The sequence below is a fragment of the Dokdonella sp. genome (genome assembly GCF_044227025.1).
In the GTDB taxonomy this organism is placed as follows: domain Bacteria; phylum Pseudomonadota; class Gammaproteobacteria; order Xanthomonadales; family Rhodanobacteraceae; genus Dokdonella_A.
Genome location: NZ_JBGAFX010000002.1, coordinates 354,854 through 370,553, shown reverse-complemented (window position 1 = coordinate 370,553; position 15,700 = coordinate 354,854). Strand labels below are relative to the sequence as shown.

Genomic DNA, 15,700 nt, shown 5'->3' with positions numbered 1-15,700 from the left:
TCCTCACAGCCGAACGTCGAGCAGGAGACCGACGAGATTGGCGTTGTAGCCTTGCGGGCCGCCATCGGTGTAGACGCGATGGTCGATCACTTGCCCGCCCTCGAACCCGAGGTAATGCCAGTCACTGATGCGTCCACGCTCGTAGTAGTCGAACAAGCGCAGAGCGATGCGCTCGTTCAGCGGAATGCGTACGCCGACAGTCAGCGAATGGACGCGATAGGTCATCGCCGGGAACACTCCGCTGCCGGGGCCATCACCCGGCGCGACGTCACCCCAGGCCAGCGCCGCCGCGCTCGCGAAACGGTAGTCGGTGAGTCCTCGCGCGTACAGGTAGTTCCAGTTCGCGTCGAGCCGCACGCGTCCGAAATCATGGCTGAAAGTCGCGCCCGCGTTGTGGTTTCTCTGCTCGTCGTCGACCCACCAGCGACCGATCCCGGCGTAGGTGCCGCCGCCGAGATTCGGGTCGGAGCCGCTGTCGTTGATCTCGTTGACGTTGGCGAGGCGCAATCGTGAACGGTCGTAGCCGTAATACAGGCTGGCGATGTTGCCGGGCGCCGGCTGCCACTCCCATTGCACCGTGAAGCCGAGCGTGTCGTAGCGCTGCCGGCCGAGTGTCGCGTCGTAGGCGTTCCAGTCGCCGCGCAGCGACGCGCTGATCGTCATGTCGTCGCGCGGCGTCGCCGTCGCCATCAGGTCGATCTTGTTTTCGGTGCGGCTGCCGACGTCGTACTTGCGCAAGTCCGCGACGGTGTGCGCGGGCACGCCATTGGGGGGAGCGACAAAACCAGGCAGCGAGATCGAATAGGTAAACTCGTACGGATCGTACTCGTAGCGGTCGCCGTTCTGGCGCAGCCACGTCGCGTTCGCGCGCAGGGTGAGCCAGTCCAGTGCCCGGTTGACCCAGGTCAGCTTGATGCTGCCGTCGTCGACGGCTTTGCGTTCGCGATGGGTCGGTTCGTAGCGGTTGAACACCAGGGTTGCACCGAGCGTGTCGTGCAGGCCGAGTTTCCAGTCGGCGCCGAGCGTCGCCTCGGTCGTCTGCATGTCGAGCGGCAGGCTGCGTACGCGCGTGATGACCGAGGCGCTGCCGAACGGATCCCAGATGCCGGATTCGCCGGGCACGACGCTGCCTTGCGATCCGTTTTCGCTGACGTAGCCGTACTGGCCAGTCAATGGATTCCACGCGAGGTACGTGTTGCGGTAATCCTCGCGATTGAAGCGCAGACCACCGCGCAGGGTCACGTCGGTGCCCGGTTGCAGCATGATGCGCGCATCGACCAGGCTGGTGTCGATGCGCATGTCCGCCGACGTGCGCGACAGCGCCGCGGGCGAGTTCCACCGCGCGCAGTCGTACAGGAACGGATTCTGCGGCCCGAGCTCGAGGCTGCCGCCGAGGCCGATGCCGAACACGCCCTGGCAGTCGACCGGCGCGATCAGGGTGTCGTCCTGGCTCATGCGGCCGGCGGAGACCGTCAACGACAACTCGCCGTTCAGAGGCAGCTTGCGCGTGAATGCGGCCTTGAGGTTGTGGTAGTCGTTGTCCGGCTCGGTCGAGAACTGGCCGGTCGTCAACGGTGCCGATACCCCGCCGGGTACGACCGGATACAGCGCATAGGGCGTTTCCCAGGTGAAACGGGTGTATCGGTCGCGGTAGAACGAACCGCTGTAGCCGAAGTCCATGCGCCAGAGCGTGCCGACAAAACGCAGGCCACCGTTGAGGTTGATGGTCGAGTCGTCGATCGGCTTGACCGTCTCGTACACGCCGCCATTGTCCGGGAACGGGTAGTTGAAGAAGAACGGGCCGCCGAATGCGCGTGCGCCCTTGCGCTGTTCATCGCTCGCGTTCGCGTAGGCGCTCCATTGTGGCGTGAGGAACATGCTGAAACCGAGTCCCTGCTTCTCGCGCGTGACGGCGAGCGTGCGTCCCGGCGTCGCAGCGGAAACGGCGGCGACCTCGGCGGCCGTGCTGCCGCCCGCGACGAGACTGCTCGGCAGGGTCAGGCGGTTGCCACCGACGCCGTTCCAGATCGGTCGGGCGTTGTTCGTGAGCACGTTCGGCAAGTCGCGCAGGAACGCCTGCACCTTGTAGCTGCCCGCGCGACCGAACACGGCCTGGTAGTACTCGTCGTCATCGCTTATGCGGCTGGCGCGTACGCTCGCGTAGCTGCCGTCGTCGGCACGTTCGATGCTGTAGTCGAGCAAGGCGAGGATCAGGCCGCTGTCCCAGTCGACGTAGCGATTCCACAATGCGTTTTCGTCATCGCCGCTGGTTGCGACCGCACCGATCTGCAGCACGCCGTAGCCCTGCCATTCACCATGCCCAGTCGGCTGCACCGGCGGAGGAGGGCATTCGTACAGGTGACCGGTAGGGCCGCGATGCACGCCCGCCTCGAGCCACGATGTTCCATGCTCGTCGCAACCAGCCACGGTCGCGCCGGCGGCGGGATCCAGCTTGTTCGCACGCCATGTGTCGACGCCGACCCCACTGTCGGCCCATGCCGGCAGGGCGATGGCGATTGCTAAGGCGAGCGGCAGCGGGCGGCAGCGTCGGTGCATGCGCATGGATCGTCCTCCCGCGGCTATTCGTGGAACTTCGGACCGGACGGCGCGTTCGAGCCGTGGATGTTCGCATGGCAGGTGATGCAGCCACGCCCCATCGCGCGCTCATCGGGATGCAAGCCCGTCGCCAGCGAGTCCGGCGTATGCAAGTCGTTCGGATGGCGTAATCCCGAATGGCATTGCTGGCACAGGAACGGAATCGGAGCGACCAGCAGCGTCTGCTGGTTCGAGCCGTGTGGCGTGTGGCAGTTGAGGCAACTCTCGCGCACGGGTGCGTGCTCGAACAGGAATGGTCCGCGCTTCTCCGCGTGGCACTGGTAGCAGGTCTCGTTGACCGTGTTCGTCTTCAGCAACGGGCTGGTGATCGAGCCGTGCGGGTTGTGGCAGTCGTCGCAGCTCATCTGGCCTTCCGGCAGCGGCATGTGCGAACGGCGGTTGAACTGCAGCCGCACGTCGCGATGGCATTGCGCGCAGGTGTCGTTGATGGATGCCTTCGCCATCAGGCCTTCGGCGGAAAATTTCGCCATCGGGTTGTGGCAATCGCTGCAAGAAAGGCCATTGCGTTGATGCACCGAGCCGGACCAGTGGTCGCGCGGACCGCCCTCGTGGCAGGCGAGGCAGGTCTTGGTTTGCATTTCGATCGGCGTGCCAGAACCCTTGGTGTAGCCGATGATGAGACCCTTCGCATTCGGATCCTTCGCATGCGCCGAGCCGGGGCCGTGGCAGGTCTCGCACACCGGAATCGACGCGTCGGCCTTGTTCGCAGCGTGCAGGCCCAGCGCATGGAAGGTATGCGTGAAGTGCTCGCTTTCGAGTTGATGGCAGGCGATGCAGGTTCGTTCTCCGACCGCGGTCGCGCCACTGGCAAGTGGATTTTCGGCGACCTTTGCGTTGGCGAAGCCTGGAGCTGGCCGCAAGGCCGAACCGGCGGCGACATCTGCGCCGGTGAGGGTGCTGGAAGGCAACTGGCGCGCCAGTTGCTCGCGTGACTGCTGCGCAGACGCCTGCGGTAGTGTCGCGCATCCGAACGCGAGCACCGCAAGCAGGTGCCAGACTGCATCAGTGGCCCGCATGCCGCAGTCCCCGGCTGGCGATGACTTCATTGCAGGCTACTCCTTTCCGCGTCAGCGTGCGAATGGCCGCGCACGCATCGATGGACGAGTCCTCGCCGCGGCTTGAATCGCTCAGCAGGGCGAACAACGATGCGGGTGCGAGGCGCGGATCGAGTTCGAGCAACAGGGCGACGGTGCCTGTTACGTGTGCCGTCGCGAGCGAACTGCCCGAGGCGTAGTCGTAGTGCCCGCCGGGTTCGAGCGTGAGGATGTCGCGCCCGGGAGCAGCAAGGGATGGCCGCAGCGAGGCCGGTGCGTCGCTGCTGCGCACGGCGATGACGCCGTCCACGTCGATCGGGAAACCGGTCGTGCCAGAATCCGGCGGAACGGCGCCGATCACGATGATGCCGCGCTCGATCGCCTTCGCAACGAGTTGTTCAAGCAACGGGTCGGACGGGCCGCCAAGACTCAGGTTCATGACCCGCGCTCCCGACGAGATCGCGGCGCCGATCGCCTGCGCCAGGGTAAACGTGTTGCAACGCGCGGCACTGCTGCCGGCGGCGACCGGCCAGCATGCGCGGAATGAGCGCAAGCGTGTTCCCGGCGCGATGCCGACGATGCCGACACCGTTGTTCGCCACGGCGGCGATGACACCCGCCACTTCAGTGCCGTGGCGGTCGCGCTCGGGAGCCTCGGTCGGTGTCGTCACGAAATCGCGCTGGGATGCGACGCGACCCGCGAGGTCCGGATGAGCGGCATCGACACCGGTATCGATCACCGCGACTTCAATCCGCGCTCCGCTCGCCCAGCGCTGCGCCGCTGCCGCATCGATACTCGAGAATCCCTGCTGCAGGCCGACGTACGGATCGTTGTAGCCCGCGGGGTCGACGGACGTGGCAGGCACGACCGCAGTTGCGGGGGACGGCGTTGCATAGGTCTGGAACTCCTGCAGTGCCTGCGCTAGGTCGACGCGCTTGTCTGCACGCAATTGCTCGAGCGCGGCGTCGCGATCCACGTCTGCCGGCAGTTCGTACAGCATGCAGCGCACGTGCAGCGCGTCGATCGTCCACGCCGACACCTCGCGCAACGAATAGTCCATGGCGAGCCGTTTCGCCGCCGCCTGCGATCGCGCGCTGCCGGAATAGTCGGGCAGGCCGGAGTACCCGCGCGGCGTCGCGCCGGCAGCGATTGCCAGATCGGGTTTGTCAGGGATCGCCACCACGATCATGCGCGCATCCTGCGCTGCGGATTGGCCTGTCGTGTCGGCCGGCGGCGCCGCGCTGGCGCCGGCGCCAGCGAGTGCGATCAGTCCGCACGCAAGCACGCCCAGCCGGCACTGGACGAGCCATTGCGCAAGCCGGCGATGGTCATCGCGCATCCGCTTCCCTTGCGATGGGTTCGGCGAGCAGCACGCCGGGCGTTGCGCGCAGGCGCGCGATTGCGTCGCTGGTGGAGTCACTCGCATGCGTCGACACCGGTGCAAGCGAAAGGATGGTGCCGCCTTCGTTCGCGCTTGCCACACGCAGCTCGTTGTCGGCGAGCAGTCGTTGCAACTGCCCGACACTGAGTTCGGGGGATGGAACGAAACGAATCGTCGCGTCGGGCACGACGACGGCCGGTGCGCTGAGCGTGCGGTAGGGCGCTTCGCTTGCAGAACGGTTGAGCGCCCAGCCGCTGAGTGCAGCAAGGCCGATCGCCTGCACGATAACGGCCGCCGCGAGGATGCGGCTCAGGCGTGCGCCCAGCGCACGCGATCGCAGCGGAAGCGCGGCGCCCTCCGTGACCTCCGCGTCGATGCGGGCGAGCAGCCGATCCAGACCCGGTTGTGGCGATGCCTCAGTCGCGATCTCGACACCCAGGCCGGCACCGAGACGTGCCTGGAACGCGTACTCGTCGCGGCAGTCCGCACAGATGGCAAGGTGCGCCTCCGCCAGCGCGCGCTCCACCGGCGAGGCGGTGCTGTTGACGAGCCAAGGGATCAAATCCCAGGTTTGGCGGTGTTCCAGCGATTGCATGACTACCCCTGCACCGAATAAGTGTCGAGCGGATCGCCGCCGATCGCCGGCAGCGTGTTGCGCAAGCGCAGGCGGGCGTGGAACATGCGCGCCTTCACCGTGCCCACCGCGCAATTCATGATGCCGGCGATTTCCTCGCAGGACTGCCCGAGGTAGTACGCCAGCTCGATCGTCATGCGCTGCTCGGGCGGAAGCAGGGCGACGCCATGCTGCACCCAGTCGCGCAATTCGGCCTGCTTCGCTTCATTCTCGTCCGGCACGATTTCGTAGAACGCTTCCTGGTCGCGCTCGCCGGCACCGTAGGTCGGTTCCGCGGGATGATCGCGCAATTGCTTCATCAGGCATCGATAGGCGATGCCGATGATCCAGGTACCGACTTTGGAGTCGCCGCGGAACTTGTCGGCTGTGCGCCAGACGACCCATAGGGTCTCGTTGACCATCTCCTCGATCAGGTCGCGCCGTGCCGTGAAGCGGCCAAGGAACCGCGTCAGCACGCCGTGATAGCGGCGATACAGCCACTCGAAAGCCTCGCGGTCGCGCTGGGCCACAGCGCGCAGGCAGTCCAGCTCCGATTCCGCGGTGTCCGCCCGCTGGCTACGATCTGTCCTGGTCTGGTTCACGCAAGTCCCGGGTCCGCGTCTCGGGCGTAGGTACCCGTACGGCGGAAAAAGGTTGCGCCCAAACAGGCCAGGGGCGCAATGGTGGCCGGGGTGTGGAAAACGCTAGGATGGTGCATTCAGAGGCCATGACCCAGTCCCGAGGACGAATGCCCGCTCCGCAAGCAAAAAAGGCGCATATTCGCGGACGATTGCTGCCAATTGCCGCGTTTCTTGCCTGGTTTGCATGCCTCGACGCGCACGCGGGCGATTGCGGTGGCGCGCTTGGGCTCGGCAGTGACAACGTCTATCGCGGAATCAGCCTTGGCGGGGGCAAACCGGCGTGGATCGTCGATGTGCACTGTCGCGTGGACGACAACTGGATCGCGGGTGCGGGGGCGAGCAGGGTGCAACTGGCCGGGCGCAGCACGAACGCGCAGCTCGCCCTGTACGTCGACCGCCACTGGCAATTCGATGCTGGCTGGAGCGGCAAGGTCGGCGTCATGCACTACGACGGCGCGCACCGCGGACGACGCGACGGCCTTCGCTACGACGAGGTCAATGCTGCGCTCGGCTACAAGGGGTTCTGGCGTGTGTCGATCGCCGTGTCGCCCAATGCAAGCGATCTGTATTTCACCCACGCGATGGCGCCTTTTTCGGAAGGTTCCAAGTCGCATTGGGCGACCTCGGTTGAGACGACGTTCCACCATGCCTTGGGCGGTCGACTCGCCGCCGACGCGGGTCTGGGCCTGTCGATCCCGCGGGGAAAAGGTGAATCGAGCTATCGGTACGCCAGCGTCGGAGTCAGCTATGCCTTCGGCGACATCAACCTGTACGCCAGCCGCATTTGGACCGACTCGATCAGCTGGGAGTACAGCTACCTCGGCGCCACCTTCGTCCAGCGCCAGCCCTCGCATGCGGATTGGGTTGGAGCGGTCGTGTGGACCTTTTGAGGGCGAATGAAACATGGGCGTGCCCGGTCATCGGAAGTGCGAATCATATTTTACATAATAGGCATTGCGCATAATATTGATGCCTGAAAATTCCGGCTGGACGACGCAACCTATCGTTCCTGGCTATCGCTACGTTCGCATCAATCGATTTCCCTTTCGCCGGCAACGGGGCTAACTTGCGGCGACCCAATCTCAGGGAGCCCGTGCTCATGAGCAAGCCCACCGACACTGGGAAGACGTGTCCCGTCACCCATCTCACCACCCAGTTCGGTGCGCCGGTGCCGGACAACCAGAACAGCCTGACCGCGGGCCCGCGCGGACCGCTGCTGTCGCAGGACGTGTGGCTCAACGAGAAGCTCGCCAACTTCGTGCGCGAGGTGATTCCCGAGCGGCGCATGCACGCCAAGGGTTCCGGCGCGTTCGGTACCTTCACCGTCACCCACGACATCACGAAATACACGCGTGCGGCGATATTCTCGGAGGTCGGCAAGAAAACCAAAATGTTTGCGCGCTTCACCACCGTCGCCGGGGAACGCGGCGCGGCCGACGCCGAGCGCGACATCCGCGGCTTCGCGCTGAAGTTCTACACCGAGGAAGGCAACTGGGACATGGTCGGCAACAACACGCCGGTGTTCTTCATCCGCGACCCGCGCAAGTTCCCGGACCTCAACAAGGCGGTCAAGCGCGACCCGCGCACCAACCTGCGATCGGCGACCTACAACTGGGACTGGTGGACGCTGCTGCCCGAAGCCCTGCACCAGGTCACCATCGTGATGAGCGACCGCGGCATCCCGAAATCGTACCGCCACATGCACGGCTTCGGTTCGCACACCTACAGCTTCTGGAACGCGAAGGGCGAGCGGTTCTGGGTGAAGTTTCATTTCCGCACCCAGCAGGGCATCGAGAACCTGACCGACGCCGAGGCGGAAGCGCTGGTCGGCAAGGATCGCGAAAGCAGCCAGCGCGACCTCTACCACGCGATCGAGCGCGGCGATTTCCCGAAATGGAAGATGTATATCCAGGTGATGCCGGAAACGGATGCGGAGAAGGTGCCTTACCACCCGTTCGACCTGACCAAGGTGTGGCCGCACGGCGACTATCCGCTGATCGAGGTCGGCGAGTTCGAGCTCGACCGCAACCCGGAAAACTTCCACGCCGACGTCGAGCAGAGCGCGTTCGCACCGGGCAACCTCGTGCCGGGCATAAGTGTCTCGCCCGACAAGATGCTGCAGGCGCGCCTGTTCAACTACGCCGACGCGCAGCGCTATCGCCTCGGCGTCAACTATCACCAGATTCCGGTCAATGCGGCACGCTGTCCCGTGCACGACAACCATCGCGACGGAGCCGGACGCGCGGACGGCAACTACGGCGGCCTGCCCCACTACGAGCCGAACAGCTTCAACCAGTGGCAGGAGCAACCGCAGTTCCGCGAACCGCCGCTGAAGATCAACGGAGACGCCGACTGGTGGAACTACCGCGACGACGACGCGAACTATTACAAGCAGCCCGGCGACCTGTTCCGGCTGATGACGCCGGCGCAGCAGCAGGTCTTGTTCGACAATACGGCTCGCGCGATGGGCGACGCGCCCGACTTCATCAAGCAGCGCCACATCGACAACTGCAGCAAGGCCGATCCGGCCTATGGCCGCGGCATAGCGGCTGCGTTGCAGAGATTGCGCTGATGCCGCGTAGCAACTGATTCGCCGCATGCGGACATTCGTGCTCCGGGCGCGGGCGGCGCCCACGGACAGCCACAAACTGCTGGCTTCGGTGGGCGGGCCGGCGCATGCGGAAATCCTGGCGCATACCCTGATGAACGCGATCTTCACGGCGCAGGCGCATCGGGAGGACGTGGTGGTGTATCTGGTGCTGGAGAGCACTCAGGACTTCTCGCGCACGATCCGTTTCGAAGCCGGCGCGATGCACGACATCGGCGGCTTCCACGAACAGGCGCTGCTCGGCAAGGTCGCCAGTGCGCTCGATGCGTCCGTCGGCATGGCCAAGGAGGAGTCGCGGACGGTGGAGCCCGGTGTAACGGTGCGCACGCTGAGCTTCGAGCGGCTGGTGCATGAACTCGCCACGAGCTCGCACCAGCTGCTCGCCATGGACAGGAAAGGCACGCCGATCCGCGAGCAGGCATTCGACGCCAATCCGTGTTTCCTGCTGACCGACCACATCCCGATGCCGAAGAAGACGTTGCACGGCCTCGAACGCCAGGGCGTGAGGAAGATATCGTTGGGGTCGAAGATGCTGTTCGCGTCGCAATGCGTGGTGCTGATCCATCATGAATTGGACCAGCGATAGGGGCGCCGGATCCTCGTTACGATGAACAGGCGCCGAATGCACGTCGTCGCCTTGACGCGCGTCAATCCCTCCGCGCGCAGAAGCGTCTATCGTTTCCGTCGCCATCCATCCTGCAAGGACACCACAATGCGTGCAGCACTTCTTTTCCTCGGGTTCGCCGCGGCCGGCATGGCGCACGCCGAGAACTGCTCGATCGACATCAAGGGCGACGATGCGATGAAGTTCGACAAGGCCGAAGTCACGGTCTCGGCTTCGTGCAAGAAGATCACGATCAATCTCGCGCACACCGGCAAGATGCCGGTCGCCGCGATGGGCCACAATGTCGTGATCACGGCGGCTGACGACATGCAGGCGGTCGCGACCGCCGGCATGAGTGCGGGCGTGGCCGCAAACTATGTGCCGGCCGACGACAAGCGAGTGATCGCCCATACTTCGCTCGTCGGTGGCGGCGCTTCGACCAGCGCGACGTTCGCCGGCAGCCTGCTCAAGGCTGGCGGCAATTACGAGTTCTTCTGCTCGTTCCCGGGCCACTACGCACTGATGAAGGGCAAGCTCGTCGTGCAGTAAGGCAACCTGCCCCCCGGCGCCCGCGTTCGCGGGCGCCAGCAGGGTCAACGCCGGTTGCGGAAGAACTGCCGCAGCAAATCGCCGCACTCGTCCGCGAGCACATCTCGCGTCACGCCGACGCGATGGTTGTGACGTTCGTGCTGCAGCACGTCGAACACGCTGCCGGCGGCGCCGGTTTTCGGATCGCTCGCGCCGTAAACGACGCGCGCAATGCGCGCATGAACGATCGCGCCGGCGCACATCGCGCATGGCTCCAACGTCACGTATAGCGTCGCACCCGGCAGCCGGTAGTTGCCGCGGCGTCGACCGGCATCGCGCAATGCCTGGACTTCCGCATGCGCGGTCGGGTCGTCGAGCGTGATGTTGCGGTTCCAGCCTTCGCCGACGATTTCGCCATCGAGCACGACGAGCGCGCCGACCGGCACCTCGCCATCGCTTGCCTCGGCATGCCGCGCGAGTTCGAGCGCGCGGCGCATCCAGGCGCGATCCGCCTCGCTGCTGGAATCGTCCGCGGCGACCGGGACATGCTCCGTCATGGTGCCCTCGCCTACTCCCACTCGATCGTCGCGGGCGGCTTGCCGCTGATGTCGTAGACGACGCGAGAAACCTGCGGGATCTCGTTGATGATCCTGTTAGAGACGAGTCCTAGGAAATCGTAGGGCAGGTGCGCCCAGTGCGCCGTCATGAAGTCGATCGTCTCGACCGCGCGCAGCGCGATGACCCATTCGTAGGCGCGCGCGTCGCCGACGACGCCGACCGATTTCACCGGCAGGAACACCGCGAACGCCTGGCTGGTTCGATCGTAGAGACCCGCCTTGCGCAGTTCCTCGATGAAGATCGCGTCGGCCCGCGCGAGGATGTCGGCGTATTCGCGCTTCACTTCGCCGAGAATGCGCACGCCGAGGCCGGGACCCGGGAACGGATGGCGATACACCATCTCGCGCGGCAGGCCGAGCTCGACGCCGATGCGCCGCACCTCGTCCTTGAACAGCTCGCGCAGCGGTTCGACCAGCTTGAGCTTCATCTGTTCGGGCAGTCCGCCGACGTTGTGGTGCGACTTGATCACATGGGCCTTGCCGGTCTTGCTGCCGGCCGATTCGATCACGTCGGGATAGATCGTGCCTTGGGCGAGCCACTTCACGCCTTCGAGCTTGTGCGACTCCTCGTCGAACACCTCGACGAACAGGCGACCGATGATCTTGCGCTTCGCTTCGGGATCGGCGACGCCGGCCAACGCGACGTAGTAGCGGTCCGCCGCGTTCACGCGGATCACGCGCACGCCCATATGCTCGGCCATCGTCGCCATGACCTGGTCGCCTTCCTTCCAGCGCAGCAGTCCGGTATCGACGAACACGCAGGTGAGGCGATCACCGATCGCGCGATGAAGCAGCGCGGCGACGACCGACGAGTCGACGCCGCCGGACAGGCCCAGCAGTACGCGATCGTCGCCGACCTGTGCGCGCACGCGGGCGATCTGGTCCTCGATGATGTTGGCCGCGGTCCACAGGGTCGCGCAACCGCAGATTTCGGTCACGAAACGCTTGAGCAGCGCACTGCCCTGCTTCGTGTGCGTGACTTCCGGGTGGAACTGTACGCCGTACCAGCGCTTCGTTTCGTTCGCCATCGCGGCTACGGGGATGCGGTCGGTCTTCGCGGTCACGACGAAGCCGGGTGGTGCCGCGGCGACGTGGTCGCCATGGCTCATCCAGACATCGAGCGCGGACGCCGGCGCGTGGTCGCTCAGGCCCGCGAGCAACGCATCCTTCGCGACGATCTCCACGCGTGCATGGCCGAACTCGCGCGCGTCGGCTGCTTCGGTCGCACCGCCGAGCTGCGCCGCCATCGTCTGCATGCCGTAGCAGATGCCAAGGATAGGCAGGCCGCTGTCGAATGCAGTCTGCGGCGCCTTCGGCGCGTCGGCGAGCGTGGTCGACTCCGGGCCTCCGGAAAAGATGATGCCCTTCGCGCCCCACGCGGCGATTTCGGCCGGGTCATGGTCCCAGGCCCAGATCTCGCAGTAGACGCCGAGCTCGCGCACGCGGCGCGCGATCAACTGCGTGTACTGCGCGCCGAAGTCGAGAATGAGGATGCGGTCCCGGTGGATGCGGTCCAAGGGTCAGAACTCCAGGGTTGCGGAGAGGCGCTTGCGCATCTCGGTGTATTCGGAACTGTGGGCTCCGTCGTCGCCGAGCGCGTCCTGCAACACGAGCAGCCAGGAAAGGTCGCCCTTGCCGAGGACGAAAACTTCGTTGCTGAAGGGACTGCCCGCGACCTCCATGGTCGAAACGACCCCGGTCAGGATGCCGGCCTTGTCGGTACGCAGGACGGCCTTCGAGCGCTCGACGTGCGCCCCGCGCGCGATGGCCTTCTCGATGTCGCCGGCAAGATCCTCGGCCTTGCGCTTCGGCAGAGTGTTGTCGAACACCATGATCACGGCGTCATTGCCGTCGAGCGTCCAACTGCGCGGCGGCGACGGATCGGACTCCCAGGGGAAGTGTCGCGGGTAGTCGAACTGCAACCCGCCTTGCGCGAAACGGCGCCAGGGCAACTCCTCGACGCGCAGCTTCACGCGGCGCCCGCCGACGTCGGCGTCGATTGTGGCACCCGCTGTCGTTACATACGGTTTGCCGTCGACTTCAATGCGCAATTGCGTCGGTGGTTCGTTGCTGGCCGTGCTGCACAATGTGCCAAGCAGCGCAGCGATAAGCATCGGCGTCGTGCGCACGGTCAATCCAGACGGTAGTTGGGCGCTTCCTTCGTGATCGTCACGTCGTGCACGTGCGACTCGCGGACCCCGGCAGTAGTGATGCGCACGAATTGCGGCTTGCTGAGCATGTCGTCCATGGTGGCGCAGCCGACGTAGCCCATCGACGCGCGCAGGCCACCGGCGAGCTGGTGCACGATGCTGCGCAGCGGGCCGCGGTACGGCACGCGGCCTTCGATGCCTTCCGGCACGAGCTTGTCGGTGTCGCCTTCGTCGTCCTGGAAGTAGCGATCCTTCGATCCCTTTTCCATCGCGCCGAGCGAACCCATGCCACGGTAACTCTTGTACGAGCGTCCCTGGTACAGCTCGACTTCACCGGGCGCCTCCTCGGTGCCCGCGAACATGCCGCCGATCATCACGCAGTCCGCGCCCGCCGCGATCGCCTTCGCGATATCGCCCGAGTAGCGGATGCCTCCGTCGGCGATCAGGCCGACATCGCTGCCCTTCAGCGCTTCGGCGACCATCCCGACCGCGGAGATCTGCGGCACGCCGACGCCGGCGACGATACGCGTGGTGCAGATCGAACCGGGGCCGACGCCGACCTTGACTGCGTCGACACCTGCATCGACCAGCGCGCGCGCGGCTTCACCGGTGACGATGTTGCCTGCGACCAGCGAGATCTTCGGGAACGTCCTGCGCACCCAGCGCACGCGTTCGATAACCCCTTGCGAGTGACCGTGCGCGGTGTCGACGATCAACGCGTCGACGCCGGCCTCGACCAGGGCAGCTACGCGCTGCTCGGTATCGCCCGCGACGCCGACCGCCGCGCCAACGCGCAGACGCTCGTGGTCGTCCTTGCACGCATTCGGGTTGTCGCGCGCCTTCTGGATGTCCTTGACCGTGATCAGCCCGCGCAGGCGGAACGCGTCGTCGACGACCAGCACTTTCTCGATGCGGTGCTTGTGCAGCAGCGCGAGCACTTCGTCGTCCTCGGCGCCTTCCTTGACGGTGACGAGGCGCTCCTTGCGCGTCATGATGTTCTTGACCGGATCCTCCGGTTTCTTCTCGAAGCGCAAGTCGCGGTTGGTGACGATGCCGACGAGTTGTTCGCCATCGACCACCGGCACGCCGGAGATGTTGTGGCGACGCGTCAGCTGCATGACGTCGCGGATCGAGGTGAGCGGCTCGACCGTGATCGGGTCGCGGATCACGCCGGCCTCGAACTTCTTGACCAGGCGAACTTCGGCGACCTGGCGCTCGACCGTCATGTTCTTGTGGATGATGCCCATGCCGCCGCACTGGGCCATCGTGATCGCGAGGCGTGCCTCGGTCACGGTATCCATCGCCGCCGAAATGATCGGCAGGTTCAGGCGGATGTTGCGGGTGAGCCGGGTGGAGAGGTCGACATCGCGGGGCAGCACGGCCGAATGGGCCGGAACCAGCAGGACGTCGTCGAACGTGAGGGCGTCGGTGAGTATGCGCATGCCCTATTTTACAGGGGGATCGCCGTCCTCGCCACCTGCCCCTCCGGCTCCGCCGTGCGATCCTGGAATTCGCCACGTGAGGGCAGTGCATCGAGCCAGCCAAACGCGGCGAGCAGCCGCTGCCACGCCGCATCGAGCGGCGCCTCCAGTTGCAGCGACTCGCCCGTGGCAGGATGACGCACTGTGATCCGCCACGCGTGCAGCAGCAGGCGGTGCACGCCGTAGTGCTGGCGGATCAGCCGGTTGTGGTCGCCGCGGCCATGACTGGTGTCGCCGAGCAGGTGATGCGAGACGTGGTGGAAATGGCGCCGGATCTGCCGGTAGCGTCCGGTCTCGGGCGAAACTTCGAGCAGCGCATAGCGTTGTTGCGGATAGCGTCCCTGTGCGATCGGCACTTCGATGGTGGCGAGGCGCCGCCAGCGCGTCAGCGCCGGTTTCGCCTCGCCGCGGAGGCTCGAGCCGGACAGTGGGTAGTCGATTTCGCCCTGCTCCGCCGGCCAGCCGCGGACCGCCGCCAGATAGGATTTCCCGACCGTGCGCGCCATCAACTGCCGCCCCAGTTCGGCCGCCGCTGCGGAGTGCCGTGCGACCAGCAGGACGCCGCTGGTCGCGCGATCCAGTCGATGCACCGCATGCAGTGGTCCCTCGACCTGCAGGCGCAATCGATCCATGAGGTAGTCGTCGTCGGTGCCGACCAGGCGACTGCGGTGCACGGCGAGCGCAGCGGGCTTGTTGACCGCAAGCAGGTCGACGTCAGTGTGCAGCAGTTCGAGCGGGGCAGCAGTATTCATCCGCTCATTCTAGTGTGCCGACTTGCACGATCGCCTCGTTCGGTTCAGGCGGCGTGGAGTTCCTTTTGCAGGAACGCCTTCGCGGCGCGCGTGTCGCGCTTGACCGTCGGCTCGGACACGCCGAGCAGGTCGGCAATCTGCTTGACTTCGAGGCCGGCGAAGAAGCGCAACTCGACGACCTGCACGAGACGCGGGTCGAGTTGGGCGAGCTTTTCCATTGCGCGATCCATCCCGACCAGTTGCTCCGCTTGTTCGTCGACCGGCAGTGGCGCGCCCTCGAGCACGTCGAGCGAAACATGTTCGGCGCCGCCACCGCGCCGTTCCGCCAGACGCGCCCGCGCGTAGTCGATCACCACCTGCCGCATCGCGCGCGCGGCGGTCGCGAAGAAGTGCACGCGGTTCTCGAACACGCCACCGCGTCCTTCGAACAACTTGAGATAGGCCTCGTTGACCAGCACGCGCGTATTGAGCGTTTCCCCGCGGCGATGTCGGCCAAGCTCGGCTCGGGCGATGCGGATGAGGTCGTCGTAGACCGCGCGCAGCACGTCGTCGCGGGCGGACGAATCGGCCGCGCTGGCGATGATGGATCGGGTCAGTCCCGCATCTTCTGAGGTCATGCCGGCGCTCCTTGCGGGCATGGTAGTCCGCCGCAGCCGTCACGTCAGCATGTATCGA

Annotated in this window: 15 protein-coding genes; 4 read left to right on the top strand and 11 right to left on the bottom strand. The window is 65.7% G+C overall.

Translation table 11 applies throughout. The annotated features are described in order from the left end of the window. Positions 1-3: 3 nt before the first annotated feature. The 5 genes from ACILRJ_RS05945 to ACILRJ_RS05925 are packed head-to-tail and all read right to left on the bottom strand — an operon-like array spanning position 4 to position 6,246. On the bottom strand, positions 4-2,556 hold the full coding sequence (locus ACILRJ_RS05945) for an MtrB/PioB family outer membrane beta-barrel protein (protein ID WP_395681360.1): 2,553 nt from the start codon (positions 2,554-2,556) through the stop codon (positions 4-6). A gap of 23 nt (positions 2,557-2,579) precedes the next feature. After that, positions 2,580-3,632, bottom strand: a complete 1,053-nt coding sequence (locus ACILRJ_RS05940; protein ID WP_395681358.1) for a DmsE family decaheme c-type cytochrome — start codon at positions 3,630-3,632, stop codon at positions 2,580-2,582. Further along, positions 3,619-4,989 carry a S8 family peptidase gene (locus ACILRJ_RS05935; protein WP_395681356.1) on the bottom strand — a complete coding sequence of 457 codons (1,371 nt, stop codon included), beginning with the start codon at positions 4,987-4,989 and terminating at the stop codon, positions 3,619-3,621. The genes ACILRJ_RS05940 and ACILRJ_RS05935 overlap by 14 nt, the downstream gene beginning before the upstream one ends. Next, positions 4,979-5,626, bottom strand: a complete 648-nt coding sequence (locus ACILRJ_RS05930) for a zf-HC2 domain-containing protein (RefSeq protein WP_395681354.1) — start codon at positions 5,624-5,626, stop codon at positions 4,979-4,981. Before ACILRJ_RS05930 ends, ACILRJ_RS05935 begins: the two co-directional genes overlap by 11 nt. Before the next feature lie 2 nt (positions 5,627-5,628). After that, positions 5,629-6,246 carry an RNA polymerase sigma factor gene (locus ACILRJ_RS05925; protein ID WP_395681352.1) on the bottom strand — a complete coding sequence of 206 codons (618 nt, stop codon included), beginning with the start codon at positions 6,244-6,246 and terminating at the stop codon, positions 5,629-5,631. A 146-nt stretch (positions 6,247-6,392) separates the two neighbouring features. Between ACILRJ_RS05925 and ACILRJ_RS05920 the strand changes: the two genes are divergently transcribed. The 4 genes from ACILRJ_RS05920 (at position 6,393) to azu (ending at position 10,046) form a co-directional block, all read left to right on the top strand. After that, positions 6,393-7,175: a TorF family putative porin gene (locus ACILRJ_RS05920; protein ID WP_395681350.1), complete on the top strand. Its 783-nt coding sequence runs from the start codon at positions 6,393-6,395 to the stop codon at positions 7,173-7,175. Between the two features lie 209 nt (positions 7,176-7,384). Continuing rightward, positions 7,385-8,857 carry a catalase gene (locus tag ACILRJ_RS05915; RefSeq protein ID WP_395681348.1) on the top strand — a complete coding sequence of 491 codons (1,473 nt, stop codon included), beginning with the start codon at positions 7,385-7,387 and terminating at the stop codon, positions 8,855-8,857. Between the two features lie 25 nt (positions 8,858-8,882). Further along, on the top strand, positions 8,883-9,479 hold the full coding sequence (trmY, locus tag ACILRJ_RS05910; RefSeq protein WP_395681346.1) for a tRNA (pseudouridine(54)-N(1))-methyltransferase TrmY: 597 nt from the start codon (positions 8,883-8,885) through the stop codon (positions 9,477-9,479). Positions 9,480-9,605: 126 nt separating this feature from the next. Beyond that, positions 9,606-10,046: an azurin gene (azu, locus tag ACILRJ_RS05905; protein ID WP_395681344.1), complete on the top strand. Its 441-nt coding sequence runs from the start codon at positions 9,606-9,608 to the stop codon at positions 10,044-10,046. A gap of 44 nt (positions 10,047-10,090) precedes the next feature. Here the strand turns inward: azu and tadA are convergent, their stop codons facing one another. From tadA to ACILRJ_RS05875, 6 genes are read right to left on the bottom strand one after another with little or no spacing between them, the layout of a single operon-like run. Beyond that, the gene (gene tadA, locus ACILRJ_RS05900) at positions 10,091-10,582 is read right to left on the bottom strand and encodes a tRNA adenosine(34) deaminase TadA (protein ID WP_395681342.1); all 492 of its coding nucleotides are present in this window, start codon (positions 10,580-10,582) and stop codon (positions 10,091-10,093) included. 11 nt (positions 10,583-10,593) lie between these two features. Beyond that, positions 10,594-12,159 carry a glutamine-hydrolyzing GMP synthase gene (gene guaA / locus ACILRJ_RS05895; protein WP_395681340.1) on the bottom strand — a complete coding sequence of 522 codons (1,566 nt, stop codon included), beginning with the start codon at positions 12,157-12,159 and terminating at the stop codon, positions 10,594-10,596. 3 nt (positions 12,160-12,162) lie between these two features. Next, the gene (locus ACILRJ_RS05890) at positions 12,163-12,771 is read right to left on the bottom strand and encodes a hypothetical protein (protein WP_395681338.1); all 609 of its coding nucleotides are present in this window, start codon (positions 12,769-12,771) and stop codon (positions 12,163-12,165) included. A gap of 2 nt (positions 12,772-12,773) precedes the next feature. Further along, entirely contained in the window at positions 12,774-14,234 is a 1,461-nt protein-coding gene (guaB, locus tag ACILRJ_RS05885; protein WP_395681336.1) for an IMP dehydrogenase, read from the bottom strand. Between the two features lie 8 nt (positions 14,235-14,242). Then, complete coding sequence (locus tag ACILRJ_RS05880) at positions 14,243-15,025, bottom strand: pseudouridine synthase (protein WP_395681334.1); 783 nt, start codon at positions 15,023-15,025, stop codon at positions 14,243-14,245. 44 nt (positions 15,026-15,069) lie between these two features. Further along, positions 15,070-15,642 carry an ECF-type sigma factor gene (locus ACILRJ_RS05875; RefSeq protein ID WP_395681332.1) on the bottom strand — a complete coding sequence of 191 codons (573 nt, stop codon included), beginning with the start codon at positions 15,640-15,642 and terminating at the stop codon, positions 15,070-15,072. Positions 15,643-15,700: the final 58 nt, after the last annotated feature.

What these genes read in the sequence shown, in the direction of transcription:
- ACILRJ_RS05875 (WP_395681332.1), bottom strand. Translation starts at nt 15,642, where the DNA reads ATGACCTCAGAAGATGCGGGACTGACCCGATCCATCATCGCCAGCGCG.
- ACILRJ_RS05930 (WP_395681354.1), bottom strand. Translation starts at nt 5,626, where the DNA reads ATGCAATCGCTGGAACACCGCCAAACCTGGGATTTGATCCCTTGGCTC.
- ACILRJ_RS05945 (WP_395681360.1), bottom strand. Translation starts at nt 2,556, where the DNA reads ATGCACCGACGCTGCCGCCCGCTGCCGCTCGCCTTAGCAATCGCCATC.
- ACILRJ_RS05880 (WP_395681334.1), bottom strand. Translation starts at nt 15,025, where the DNA reads ATGAATACTGCTGCCCCGCTCGAACTGCTGCACACTGACGTCGACCTG.
- guaB (WP_395681336.1), bottom strand. Translation starts at nt 14,234, where the DNA reads ATGCGCATACTCACCGACGCCCTCACGTTCGACGACGTCCTGCTGGTT.
- ACILRJ_RS05920 (WP_395681350.1), top strand. Translation starts at nt 6,393, where the DNA reads ATGCCCGCTCCGCAAGCAAAAAAGGCGCATATTCGCGGACGATTGCTG.
- azu (WP_395681344.1), top strand. Translation starts at nt 9,606, where the DNA reads ATGCGTGCAGCACTTCTTTTCCTCGGGTTCGCCGCGGCCGGCATGGCG.
- tadA (WP_395681342.1), bottom strand. Translation starts at nt 10,582, where the DNA reads ATGACGGAGCATGTCCCGGTCGCCGCGGACGATTCCAGCAGCGAGGCG.
- ACILRJ_RS05935 (WP_395681356.1), bottom strand. Translation starts at nt 4,989, where the DNA reads ATGCGCGATGACCATCGCCGGCTTGCGCAATGGCTCGTCCAGTGCCGG.
- ACILRJ_RS05915 (WP_395681348.1), top strand. Translation starts at nt 7,385, where the DNA reads ATGAGCAAGCCCACCGACACTGGGAAGACGTGTCCCGTCACCCATCTC.
- ACILRJ_RS05940 (WP_395681358.1), bottom strand. Translation starts at nt 3,632, where the DNA reads ATGCGGGCCACTGATGCAGTCTGGCACCTGCTTGCGGTGCTCGCGTTC.
- trmY (WP_395681346.1), top strand. Translation starts at nt 8,883, where the DNA reads ATGCGGACATTCGTGCTCCGGGCGCGGGCGGCGCCCACGGACAGCCAC.